The 10,546-nt window shown below is 67.8% G+C and carries 12 protein-coding genes; 4 read left to right on the forward strand and 8 right to left on the reverse strand.

Annotated features, from left to right (window positions below):
- Positions 1 to 26: 26 nt before the first annotated feature.
- Positions 27 to 1,172 (reverse strand): acyl-CoA dehydrogenase family protein, encoded by a 1,146-nt coding sequence (locus RH90_RS00710; protein ID WP_010183259.1) that lies wholly within the window; start codon positions 1,170 to 1,172, stop codon positions 27 to 29.
- Between the two features lie 143 nt (positions 1,173 to 1,315).
- A complete protein-coding gene (locus RH90_RS00715; protein WP_010183260.1) occupies positions 1,316 to 1,795 on the reverse strand; it encodes a hypothetical protein in 480 nt (159 codons plus the stop codon).
- A 204-nt stretch (positions 1,796 to 1,999) separates the two neighbouring features.
- On the opposite strand from RH90_RS00715, the gene RH90_RS00720 reads away from it, so the two are divergent.
- The gene (locus RH90_RS00720; RefSeq protein WP_029624919.1) at positions 2,000 to 2,527 is read left to right on the forward strand and encodes a CHAP domain-containing protein; all 528 of its coding nucleotides are present in this window, start codon (positions 2,000 to 2,002) and stop codon (positions 2,525 to 2,527) included.
- A 33-nt stretch (positions 2,528 to 2,560) separates the two neighbouring features.
- Here the strand turns inward: RH90_RS00720 and msrB are convergent, their stop codons facing one another.
- On the reverse strand, positions 2,561 to 3,052 hold the full coding sequence (gene msrB, locus RH90_RS00725) for a peptide-methionine (R)-S-oxide reductase MsrB (protein ID WP_010183263.1): 492 nt from the start codon (positions 3,050 to 3,052) through the stop codon (positions 2,561 to 2,563).
- 117 nt (positions 3,053 to 3,169) lie between these two features.
- Here msrB and RH90_RS00730 point away from each other — a divergent pair, with 117 nt between their 5' ends.
- The gene (locus RH90_RS00730; RefSeq protein WP_029624920.1) at positions 3,170 to 3,454 is read left to right on the forward strand and encodes a hypothetical protein; all 285 of its coding nucleotides are present in this window, start codon (positions 3,170 to 3,172) and stop codon (positions 3,452 to 3,454) included.
- 6 nt (positions 3,455 to 3,460) lie between these two features.
- Here the strand turns inward: RH90_RS00730 and RH90_RS00735 are convergent, their stop codons facing one another.
- From RH90_RS00735 to RH90_RS00745, 3 genes are read right to left on the reverse strand one after another with little or no spacing between them, the layout of a single operon-like run.
- Positions 3,461 to 4,690, reverse strand: coding sequence for a cytochrome P450 (locus RH90_RS00735; RefSeq protein WP_010183267.1), 1,230 nt, complete (start codon positions 4,688 to 4,690; stop codon positions 3,461 to 3,463).
- Positions 4,691 to 4,719: 29 nt separating this feature from the next.
- Positions 4,720 to 5,976: an ABC transporter permease gene (locus RH90_RS00740; protein WP_010183268.1), complete on the reverse strand. Its 1,257-nt coding sequence runs from the start codon at positions 5,974 to 5,976 to the stop codon at positions 4,720 to 4,722.
- Positions 5,973 to 6,920 carry an ABC transporter ATP-binding protein gene (locus tag RH90_RS00745; RefSeq protein ID WP_010183269.1) on the reverse strand — a complete coding sequence of 316 codons (948 nt, stop codon included), beginning with the start codon at positions 6,918 to 6,920 and terminating at the stop codon, positions 5,973 to 5,975. The genes RH90_RS00740 and RH90_RS00745 overlap by 4 nt, the downstream gene beginning before the upstream one ends.
- 104 nt (positions 6,921 to 7,024) lie before the next feature.
- Here RH90_RS00745 and queG point away from each other — a divergent pair, with 104 nt between their 5' ends.
- Positions 7,025 to 8,239, forward strand: a complete 1,215-nt coding sequence (queG, locus tag RH90_RS00750; RefSeq protein ID WP_010183271.1) for a tRNA epoxyqueuosine(34) reductase QueG — start codon at positions 7,025 to 7,027, stop codon at positions 8,237 to 8,239.
- Position 8,240: 1 nt separating this feature from the next.
- On the opposite strand, the gene RH90_RS00755 is transcribed toward queG, so the two are convergent.
- Positions 8,241 to 8,606, reverse strand: coding sequence for a hypothetical protein (locus RH90_RS00755; RefSeq protein WP_010183272.1), 366 nt, complete (start codon positions 8,604 to 8,606; stop codon positions 8,241 to 8,243).
- Positions 8,603 to 9,283, reverse strand: coding sequence for an EI24 domain-containing protein (locus tag RH90_RS00760; protein ID WP_010183273.1), 681 nt, complete (start codon positions 9,281 to 9,283; stop codon positions 8,603 to 8,605). The genes RH90_RS00755 and RH90_RS00760 overlap by 4 nt, the downstream gene beginning before the upstream one ends.
- Before the next feature lie 183 nt (positions 9,284 to 9,466).
- On the opposite strand from RH90_RS00760, the gene RH90_RS00765 reads away from it, so the two are divergent.
- Positions 9,467 to 10,465 (forward strand): adenosine kinase, encoded by a 999-nt coding sequence (locus tag RH90_RS00765; protein ID WP_010183274.1) that lies wholly within the window; start codon positions 9,467 to 9,469, stop codon positions 10,463 to 10,465.
- The last annotated feature ends 81 nt before the right edge of the window (positions 10,466 to 10,546 follow it).

Below are 10,546 nucleotides of genomic sequence, written 5' to 3' on the forward strand. Positions count from 1 at the left end.
CCTTCCGCAAGGGCGTATCGTATCGCTCACCCCCCGCGCTTGATCGTCTCGCGCGCGATGATGATCTGCTGGATCTGGCTGGTGCCCTCGTAGATCCGGAACAACCGCACGTCGCGGTACAGCCGTTCGATCCCGTAATCGGCGATATAGCCCGCCCCGCCGAAGATCTGCACCGCGCGGTCCGCCACGCGGCCGACCATCTCGCTCGCGAAATACTTGGCGGCGGCGGACTCCATCACGACGTCCTTGCCCGCGTCCTTCGAAGCCGCAGTCTCGAGCACCATCGCGCGTGCGACGAGCGCCTCGGTCTTCGAATCGGCGATCATCCCCTGGATCAGCTGATGCTCGGCGATCGGCTTGCCGAACTGCTTGCGCTCGGTGGCGTACGCCACGCAATCGGCGATCAGCCGCTCGGCCACGCCGACGCACACCGCCGAGATATGCAGCCGCCCGCGATCGAGCACGCGCATCGCGATCTTGAAGCCCTCGCCCTCCGCCCCGAGCCGGTTCTCGGAGGGGACGACGACATCGTCGAACACCACGTCGGCGACCTTGGCGCCCTTCTGCCCCATCTTCTTTTCAGGCGTCCCGATCGACACGCCCGCCAGATCGCGCGGCACGAGGAACGCCGAGACGCCGCGCGCGCCGGGATCGTCGCTGGTCCGCGCCATCACGGTGAACAGGTCGGCCTTGTCGGCATTGGTGATATAGCGTTTGGTGCCGCTCAGCCGGTACGACTGCCCGTCGAAGGTCGCGCGCGTCTTGACCGCGCCCGAATCCGATCCGACGTCGGGCTCGGTCAGCGCGAAGCTGGTGATGATCTCGCCGCTCGCGATGCGCGGCAGCCACGCGGCTTTCTGCTCGGCATTGCCCGCCATGACGAGACCCTGCGAGCCGATCCCGACATTGGTGCCGAAAGTCGAGCGGAAGGCGGGGGTGGTGCGGCCGAGCTCGATCGCGACCTTCGCCTCCTCGAGCATCGTCAGCCCGAGCCCGCCATATGCCTCTTCGATCGACAGGCCGAACAGCCCCATCTCGCGCATGTCCTGCACGACGTCGGCGGGGATCGCGTCGGCTTCCTCGACCGCCGCCTCGAGCGGGCGGAGCCGTTCGGCGACGAAGCGGCGCACCGTGTCGATCAGTGCATCGAAGGTTTCGGGGTCGAGTGCCATGGGTCCGCCATCTGCCGTGTCTGTGCCGCCACAGCGATGCCCGATCCTGCCGCGGCCCGCAAACCCGAAATTCAAAATAGCGCTGCTCGCCTCGTTTCGTGGGTATTGCGCGCCATACTGAGCTACCAAACAATAGCGGGACGTCAGCCCGCCGATGGTTGGACGAAGCCGCTCAGCACCCACCCCGACTTGCACGGCCCGGCATAAGCGCGCGGGCCCGCGAGCGACGCGGTGACGCCGCAATCGCTCGTCGGCGCATCGGCCGGCGGCACCACCACGCCCTGCCAGCGCTGATCGAGCGAGCGCGAACACAGGTACATCTTGGCGCCGTCGCCGAGCCGGACGACTTCGCCGGCTTCGGCGAAGGGGGCGGTGCGCACCGCGAGATACTGTTCGCCGGCCGGGGAAAGGTTCACAACCTGGCCGATACTGGCGCAGGCGCGGAAGGCCGGGCCACCCTCACCGACGCGCACCGGCTGGACGCCGGGCGTGAGCGTCGCGGCATTCGACTGGTACAAGGCAGCGTCGTCGTCGGGCGCGGCCTCGCGCGAACACCCCGCAATGGGCGTGCCGCACAGCAACAGGGCAAGCAGCAGGCGCGAGCGGACGACGACGTGGTTCATGGGGCGATTCTTAGCCGCGATCGCGGGACTTGGCGAGCGCGCATGACGTTCGCGAACCGCCGGACGACGCCGGAACGGGCAGTCATCGTGCGGTCAACTCGCTTCATCGGAAAAGGTTCCGTTCATCGGGGTGACAGGGTTTTCAGCGCCGCGCCGACCTGCTTTGAGACACTCAGCAAGTTCAAACGACCTTTGGGGGGTCACATGACATTCAAGGCTTTGACAGCGCGTTTTGCGCTGGTGGTATCGTGCGCCCTTTTGACGGCGACCCCTGCGATGGCGCAGTTCTGGCAGTGCGCGCCGTTCGCGCGGCTGGTGTCGGGGATCGACCTCCACGGCAATGCCAGCACCTGGTGGGGCCAGGCCGCCGGTCGCTACGCCCGCGGCCACGCCCCCAAGGTCGGCGCAGTGCTCGCCTTCGCCTCGACCAGCCGCATGCGGATGGGGCATGTCGCGATGGTCAGCGAAGTCGTCAACGATCACGAAGTGCTGCTGACCCACGCCAATTGGTCGCGCCGCGGCGCGGTCGAACATGACGTTCGCGCGATCGACGTCTCGCCCAATGGCGACTGGAGCGAAGTCAAGGTGTGGTACGGCCCGCAGGGCGGCCTTGGCACCTCGGCCTATCCGACCAAGGGCTTCATCTATTCGGCCAAGGCCGGCAGCGACGAAGAGCAGGTCCGCACCGCGCCGATGATCATGGCCGCGCTGGCCAGCGACAGCCACGGCTGATGCGGGCCCCCGGCCGTAGCCGGGGAGCAGGGGTCACGCCTTGCCCGGCGTGAAAGTCATCGCCACGCCATTCATGCAATAGCGCAGGCCCGTCGGTTTGGGCCCATCATCGAAGACATGCCCAAGATGCCCGCCGCAGCGGCGGCAATGCACTTCGGTCCGCGCCATGCCGAGCGAACTGTCGGTGCGCGTCTTGACCGCATTGGTGAGCGGCGCCCAGAAGCTTGGCCAGCCGGTGCCGCTTTCGAATTTGGTCTTCGAGGAGAAGGCCGGCAGCGCGCAACCACCGCACGAGAAGATCCCTGCGCGATGCTCGCCGTTGAGCGGGCTGGTATAGGGTGTCTCGGTGCCCTCGTGCCGCAGCACGTTATAGGCGGCGGGGGAGAGCTTGGCCTTCCACTGCGCATCGCTCAGCGTGATCTCGAATTTTTCGGGCGGACCCGCGCTCGCGCCCTTGCAGCCGAACAGCGCGAAGGCGGCGGCACCGGTGCCGGCGAGGGTCAGGAAGTTGCGGCGGTCGTACATCGGTCGGATCCTCTTGGCGTCACGCTTAGGTATACGCTCGGGCTGCGGGATAGTTACGCGCGCTCGATGTCGGTGGACGCATCGGGAACCGCAAGCGATCTCGCGCGATTCAGGTTCATGACCATGCAACAGCTCGATCCGCCGCTTCCGGTTCATGTGCTCGACAAGGGGCCGGGCTTCGCCTTCGCCGTGATCGATTACGGCCAGGAGCATAACCTTATCTGGGTCACCGCGATCAACGAGACCGGCGAGATCTGGTGTGCGCCCAATCCCAAGGTGCGGATGCAGGCGAACTGGACGATGGGCCGCAAGGCGCCGCCCGCGGTGGTCGCGCGGCAGAATGGCGATTGCTCGGGGGATGCCGAGCCGGTCCGTGTCGAGGCAATCGCAAAGCCGAACTGAGCGTGCTCAATAGCGGCTGATCTCGACCGGCAGCTTGCGATAGCCATGGACGAAGCACGCCGCGACACGCTCGGGTTCTCCGAGCACGTTCACGCGCATCCGCCGCTTCGCCATTTCCTCGAGCAGGACCGCGATCTGCAGCTCCGCCAGTCGCGCCCCGACGCAGCGATGAATGCCGTGACCGAAGGCGAGGTGGCGCCGCGCATTGGGCCGATCGACGATGATCCGGTCGGCATTCTCGAAAACGCTCTCGTCGCGATTGGCCGAAATGTACCATAGCGCGAGCTTGTCGCCGGCCTTGATCTGCTGGCCCTCTAACTCGCTATCGACCGTCGCGGTGCGGCGCATGTGCGCGAGCGGGGTCTGCCAGCGGATGATTTCCTGCACCGTATTGGGGATCATGGACGGATCGGCCTCGAGCTTGGCGCGCTGATCGGGGAACAGGTCGAGGCCGTAGGCGACCGCGCTCATCGTGTTGCGCGTCGTGTCGTTGCCGCCGACGATCAGCAGGATCAGATTGCCGAGGAATTCCATCTGGTCCATTTCCGCCATCGCGTCGGAATGAATCATCATCGAGATCAGATCGGGCGTCGGCGGCTTGCCGATCTTGGCGTTCCAAAGATTCTGGAAATAGCCGCCGCATTCGTACATGTGGCGGAGCCGTTCGAGCCGCAGCTCCTCGTTTTTGACGAGCTCGATATCGCCCGCCCAGTCCGACCAGAAGGTCAGCTTGCGGCGCTCCTCCCACGGGAAATCGAACAGGATCGCGAGCATCTGCGTGGTCAGCTCGACCGAGACGGTGTCGACCCAGTCGAACGGCGTGTTCCACTCGAGCGAATCGAGCACCTCGGCGGTGCGCATGCGGATATTGTCGCTCATCCGCACCATTTCGGACGGCGTGAAGGCGGGCGCGACGGTGCGGCGCTGGCCGGTGTGCTTTGGCCGGTCCATCGCGATGAACATCGGCATGCGCACGTCGGTCGGGTTGTTCTCGATGAAATCGGCGAGCGTGATCCCGCCCGCCTGCGACGAATAGAGATCGGGCAGCGATTCGACCGTGATGATCGGCTTGTAGCTCGATACCGACCAATAGGGGCCGAAGTCGGAATGCTCGACGCGGTGGACCGGTGCGGTCGCGCGCAGTTCGCGGAACGGCGCCTGCCAGAGGTCGTCGCGGTAGAGTTCGGGTCGGCTGACATCGAACCGGTCGATCACGTCCTGCGCCAGAGTCGCCATAATCCCTCTCCTTTGGGGAGAGTGAACGTCTAACTGACACTCATGTCAACAGTCTTGCGCCGCCCGAACAGCCGGCCGCTCCCCGATTGCAGCACCCCGCGCCGGAACGCGCGCGCGCCGACGGTGATCGCGATCGCAACCCATAGCGCCTGCCAGCCGAGTGCTGCGACATGCGGCCACAACTCGGGTTGGTTCGCGGCGTGCGCCGCCATCGCGTAGGGCGAACTGAGCGGGAAGATCTCGACCGCCTTGGCCAGCGTCGAGTCGGGGGCCGCGCTCGCCTTGAGCGCGAGGCCGAACATCGCGACCTGGATGATCGTGATCGGCAGCGACATCATCTGCAGTTCGCGCGCGGTCGAGGCCTGCGCGCCGACGCCGAGGAACACCGCGCCGAGCAGCAGATACGCCATCGCGAAATAGGCGAAGAACAGCAGGAAGAACATCGGCGCACCGACCGCCGGGCCGATCTCGCCGATCGCTGTGGCGTAGCGCGGCGGAAGGATGCCGCCGATCTGCGTGACGAGCGTCGTCCAGAAGCCGACGAACAGGATCGCCGAACCGAACATGCCGAGCAATTTGCCGAAGAACACCGCCTCGAGCGGCACCGCCGCGGCGAGCACTTCGACCACCTTGTTGCTGCGCTCCTCCATCATCGTGCCGACGACCTGGCCCGCGAGGAGGAGTGCCAGGAAGAAGATGCCGAATACCGCGAGGAACGCGGCCTGCTTGTGCCCGCTCTCGGTCGGCGCGGCGCGCGCGATCGAGGTCAGCGTGGCCTTGCTGAGCGGCTCGGTCTGCGCGGGATCGGTGCGCAGCGTCGCTTCGGCGAGCGAGGCGAGGTAGCGCGCGTCGCCGCGGCCCTGGCCGTCATAGAGGATTGTCGGCTTCGTCAGGTCGCCGAAGAGGGTGGCCGACGCGTCGATACCCTTGCGGCTCTTGAACGCGGCGCGCGCCTGCGCCTCGGGATTTGCAGCAGGCGACTCGATCGCCAGCGTCGGCGGCCGGTCGCCGCGCGCGAAGGCGTCGCGCAATCGCGCATCGGCGGAGCGCATCGCGTCCTGCTGGGCAGTCGGAACGATCGCGACGATCCGCGTCTTTTCGCTCGAGCCGCTCGCCACGGTCGACGCGCCCATCCCGCCGACCAGGCCGAAGCCGATCGTGAACAGCGGCGAGAGCAGGAACAGCAGGAAGGTCGGGGTGAACACCGTCGCGATAAAATCGCGCCGCGCGATGGTCAGCGCCTGGCGAAGCGTGCGGCGCGTGTTGCTGATCGGCTGCGCGCTCATGCGTGGTGCTCCGTCGCGGTCTTGCCGAGGTTCGCCGTATCCTGTCCTGCCGCACCGACGATCCGCACGAACGCGTCGTGCAGGCCGGGGCGTTCGATCGAGAGGCCGGCGATGCCGTGGCCCGCGCCGATCAGCCGGCTGAGCGCCTGCTCGACCCCGCCATCGGGAACTTCGAACGACCAGCCCTGCTCGCCATGCCGCGCATCGCCGGGCAGATGCTGCGCGATCGCGGGATCGTCGCGTTCGGGGACGTAATGCGCACGCATCGGCAGCATCCCGCGGGCGTCCGCCACGGTGCCCTCGAAGCGGCGCTTGCCGCCGGCGATGATCGCGAGTCGGTCGCACAGCCGTTCGGCGTGCGCCATCACGTGCGTCGAGAAGAGCACCGTCGCGCCGCGGTCGCGCTCGGCGAGGATCAGCGCTTCCAAGCGTTCCTGGTTGACCGGGTCAAGCCCCGAAAAGGGTTCGTCGAGCACGAGCAGATCGGGCTGGTGGACGACCGAGCCGAGCAGCTGGACGAGCTGCGCCATGCCCTTCGACAGCTTGCGGATCTTGGTGTCGACCGCATGGCCGAGCCCCGCCGCCTCGAGCAGATCGACCGCGCGTTTGCGGCCGGTCTTGAGATCGAGCCCGCGAAGCGCGCCCATGAAGGCGACCGCCTCCTTGGCGCGCATCGCGGGGTAGAGCCCGCGTTCCTCGGGGAGATAACCGACCCGGTCGCTCGCATCGCGCGGGCGATCATGGCCGAGCAGCGTGCGTTCGCCGCCATCGGGCTCGATGATGCCGAGCAGCATCCTGAGCGTCGTCGTCTTGCCAGCACCGTTGGGGCCGAGCACGCCGTAGATCGCGCCCTTGGGCACCGCGATGTCGACGCCGTCGACGACGCGCCGCCCGCCGAAATTCTTGATCAGGCCGGAGGCGCTGACCGCCAGAGAATTGTCCAAGGAGACCCCCGCCGTCCGCGCCCGATGCTGAGCGCTGTGTTGCCTGTGTAGAATAGTGCGCCGGGCTTCGACAAGCGCGGCGCGAACACGCTATGTGGCGGGCAATGGTTGACGCTTTGCCCCTCGAACAGCGCCTTGCGGCGAAAGCGCGCGAATTCGGTTTCGTCGCGTGCGGGGTCGCGGCGGCGGACGCCGCGCCGAAGACCGCCGAGCGGTTGCAGCAATGGCTGCGCGAGGGGCTGCACGGCGGGATGATCTGGATGGAGGAGCGCGCGCATCACCGCGAATCCCCCGCTGGGCTATGGCCCGAGGTGAAGAGCGTGATCGCGCTAGGGATGAGCTATGCCCCGGCGACCGATCCGCTCGCGCTGGCGGATGAGGGCGGGGTAGGGCGCATCTCGACCTATGCGCAGGGCGGCGACTATCACGACGTCGTCAAGCGCGCGCTGAAGGCGCTCGCGCGCTGGTTGGTCGCGGAGGCGCCGGGGATCGACCTCAAGGTGTTCGTCGATACCGCACCGGTGATGGAAAAGCCGCTCGCCGAGGCGGCGGGGCTGGGGTGGCAGGGCAAGCATACCAATCTGGTGAGCCGTAGCGAGGGGAGCTGGCTGTTTCTCGGCGCGATCTACACGACGCTCGACATCGCCGCGTTCGGGGCGGCAGCTGCGGCTTCTCCCCTGATCGGTTCCCCGGCGAAGGCCGGGGCCCAGGAGCGAGCGGCGGATGATCGCGCACGGCGCTCGCTTTCCAACGACAGCGCGACTGGGCCCCGGCCTTCGCCGGGGAACCGTGCAAAGGGGAAGGTGGATCAACCCATTCCCCCGTCCACCGACCATTGTGGCTCGTGCGACGCCTGCCAGCGCGCGTGCCCGACCGACGCCTTTCCCGCGCCGTACCGGCTCGATGCGCGGCGCTGCATCTCCTACCTCACGATCGAACATGCCGGGCCGATCCCGCTCGAATTCCGCAAGAGCATCGGCAACCGCATCTACGGCTGTGACGATTGCCTCGCGGTGTGCCCGTGGAACAAGTTCGCCGCCGCCGCGAGCGCCAACCGCGCTTTCCTGCCGCGCGCCGAGCTCGTCGCGCCCGAGCTCGCCGATCTGCTCGCGCTCGATGACGCGGGCTTCCGCCAGGTGTTCGCCGGCTCGCCGATCAAGCGCATCGGGCGCGACCGGATGGTGCGCAATTGCCTGATCGCGGCGGGCAACAGCGGCGATCCGGGGTTGCGCGCGCAGGTCCAACGGCTGCGCGGCGATCCCAACCCGGTCGTGGCGGAGGCGGCGGACTGGGCGTTCGCCGAACTCGCCCGCGCTTAGCCTATTTCCGGCGCCCGACCTGCAACGCGCCGACGCAGCTCGCGCGGTCGATCGGCGAGCCGTCGGTCTGGCGCGCGTCGAGATAGGTGACGACGGGCTCGGCCTTGCCGTTGGGGTAGAGATAGGCGTCGAGCACGCAGGTCGCGTTGGTGAACTGGAGCTTCCGCGCAGTCCCCTCGCGAACGTCGGCGACGGGCGCACCGAACAGGCTCGTCAGATGCGCCGCGTTAGCGCCGATCACGCCGCCCAGACCCGCGGTCCCGGTCGGGATCGGCACGAACGCCGGTCGTGCGACCGGCGCGGTCGCGGTGCTCGCGACGCAGCCGGACAGCGCCAGCCCGACCAGAATTGCACCGAAAAGCTTCATGTCTCTCGCCCCGAATGGAACAGATGCGTCGCCATCGCCGCACCGAGGATCGGCGCGAAGAGGTTCGCAATCGGAACCATGAACAGGGCGGTCCCCGCAACCCCCAGCGCGAAGCGATCGACCGCGCCCGTCTTGCGCCAGTCTCGCATCAGCGCAGGCGGCACGTGGCGCGCCGCGACGAGCTCGCCGAGATCGCGTCCGAGCAGCCAGCCGTTGACCAGGAAGAACAGCAGCCAGGTGCCGACGCCGGTGACGAGCAAGGCGACATAGACCGGCGCTAGGACGAGGTTGACCAGGATCGCGCGCGCTGCGGAGCGCAGGCCAAGGCCGATCCCGCGCAACGGCGAGACGCTGCGCGCGGTCTCGAGCGCGGCGGGATAATGCCGCGCCTCGACCGCGACGACGACATCGTCGGCGAACGCCATCATCACCGCGATCGCGACCGCGCGGAACAGCAGCCAGCTGATCCCGAACGCGGCGAGCAATGCGACCGCGCCGAGCACGCCGCCCGCGGCCGGATCCCAGCCCCACTCGGCCGCCTGCTGCGTCGCGCCATACCACAGCGCAACGCCGAGCGCGGCGATCAGCACCACCGTGACCAGCAACGACTTTAGGAACACCGCGACGATCTTGCGATCGCCGAGCTGGCCTAGCGAGAGTAGGAGCGCGCGCAACATAAGCGTGGCCCTAGCCGCCCCGCACGCGCCCGTCACCCCGGCGAAGGCCGGGGCCGCTGCGTTCGACGCGGGCCGTTCGCGTCCTTCCCAGCGGCCCGGCCTTCGCCGGGGCGACGGAGAGTTGCGCGTGTTCCGCCCCCCCGGTACGGCACGAGCAAGAGACCTTTTTCCCGGAGACCATCCTTGAGCCAGCCCACCTATGACGTCGTCGCGATCGGCAATGCCATCGTCGACGTGCTGTCGCAGTCCGACGACGCCTTCCTCGCCGAAGCCGCGATGACCAAGGGCTCGATGCAACTGATGTTCTCGCCCGAGGAAGCCGATGCGCTCTACGCCAAGATGGGCCCAGGGATCGAGGCGAGCGGCGGCTCGGCGGCGAACACCGTGGCGGGGATCGCGGCGATGGGCGGCAAGTGCGGCTTCATCGGTCAGGTCGCCAAGGACGAGCTCGGCGACATCTTCGCGCACGACATCCGCGCGGTCGGGATCGACTTCACCACCGCGGCGCGCGACGGCGAACCGACGACCGCGCGCTGCCTGATCTTCGTCACGCCCGACGGCCAGCGCACGATGAACACCTTCCTCGGCGCGTCGCAGTTCCTGCCCGAGGCGGCGCTCGACCGCGAGCTGATCGCCAACGCCGCCATCCTCTATCTCGAAGGCTATCTGTGGGATCCGGAAGAACCGCGCCAGGCGATGCGCGCCGCGATCGAGGTCGCGCGCAAGGCTGGCCGTAAGGTCGCCTTCACGCTCAGCGACGTGTTCTGCATCTCGCGCCACGGCGGCGATTTCCGCAAGCTGATGGCCGACGGGCTGATCGACATCATGTTCGCCAACGAGGCCGAGATCACCGCGCTGATGGATAATCAGGACTTCGATGCGGCGGTCGCCGAGGCTGCGGCGCAGGTGCCGATGCTCGTCGTCACGCGCAGCGAAAAGGGCGCGATCGCGGTTTCGGGCGGGCAGACCGTCAGCGTCGCCGCCGAGCCGATCGAGCGCGTCGTCGATACGACGGGTGCGGGCGATCTGTTCGCGGCGGGCTTCCTGCGCGGGCAGGCACAGGGCAAGAGCATCGCCGATTCGCTCAAGATGGGCGCGGTCTGCGCAGCCGAGATCATCTCGCATTACGGTGCGCGCGCGCAGGTCGATCTGAAGGCCTTGATCGCCTCCAAGCTCGGCTGACGGCGAAAAGCCCCTCCCCTTCAGGGGAGGGGTTGGGGTGGGGCCGTGCCGCGACCGCAGGCTTCGGTCTCGGTGAGACGT

Origin of the sequence: Sphingomonas sp. PAMC 26605 (genome assembly GCF_000241485.1) — a bacterium.
In the GTDB taxonomy this organism is placed as follows: Bacteria; Pseudomonadota; Alphaproteobacteria; order Sphingomonadales; family Sphingomonadaceae; genus Sphingomonas.

Bases quoted from the DNA above. Each gene is read 5' to 3' on its own strand.
- RH90_RS00710 (WP_010183259.1), bottom strand. From the start codon at position 1,172: ATGGCACTCGACCCCGAAACCTTCGATGCACTGATCGACACGGTGCGC.
- RH90_RS00715 (WP_010183260.1), bottom strand. From the start codon at position 1,795: ATGAACCACGTCGTCGTCCGCTCGCGCCTGCTGCTTGCCCTGTTGCTG.
- RH90_RS00720 (WP_029624919.1), top strand. From the start codon at position 2,000: ATGACATTCAAGGCTTTGACAGCGCGTTTTGCGCTGGTGGTATCGTGC.
- msrB (WP_010183263.1), bottom strand. From the start codon at position 3,052: ATGTACGACCGCCGCAACTTCCTGACCCTCGCCGGCACCGGTGCCGCC.
- RH90_RS00730 (WP_029624920.1), top strand. From the start codon at position 3,170: ATGACCATGCAACAGCTCGATCCGCCGCTTCCGGTTCATGTGCTCGAC.
- RH90_RS00735 (WP_010183267.1), bottom strand. From the start codon at position 4,690: ATGGCGACTCTGGCGCAGGACGTGATCGACCGGTTCGATGTCAGCCGA.
- RH90_RS00740 (WP_010183268.1), bottom strand. From the start codon at position 5,976: ATGAGCGCGCAGCCGATCAGCAACACGCGCCGCACGCTTCGCCAGGCG.
- queG (WP_010183271.1), top strand. From the start codon at position 7,025: ATGGTTGACGCTTTGCCCCTCGAACAGCGCCTTGCGGCGAAAGCGCGC.
- RH90_RS00755 (WP_010183272.1), bottom strand. From the start codon at position 8,606: ATGAAGCTTTTCGGTGCAATTCTGGTCGGGCTGGCGCTGTCCGGCTGC.
- RH90_RS00760 (WP_010183273.1), bottom strand. From the start codon at position 9,283: ATGTTGCGCGCGCTCCTACTCTCGCTAGGCCAGCTCGGCGATCGCAAG.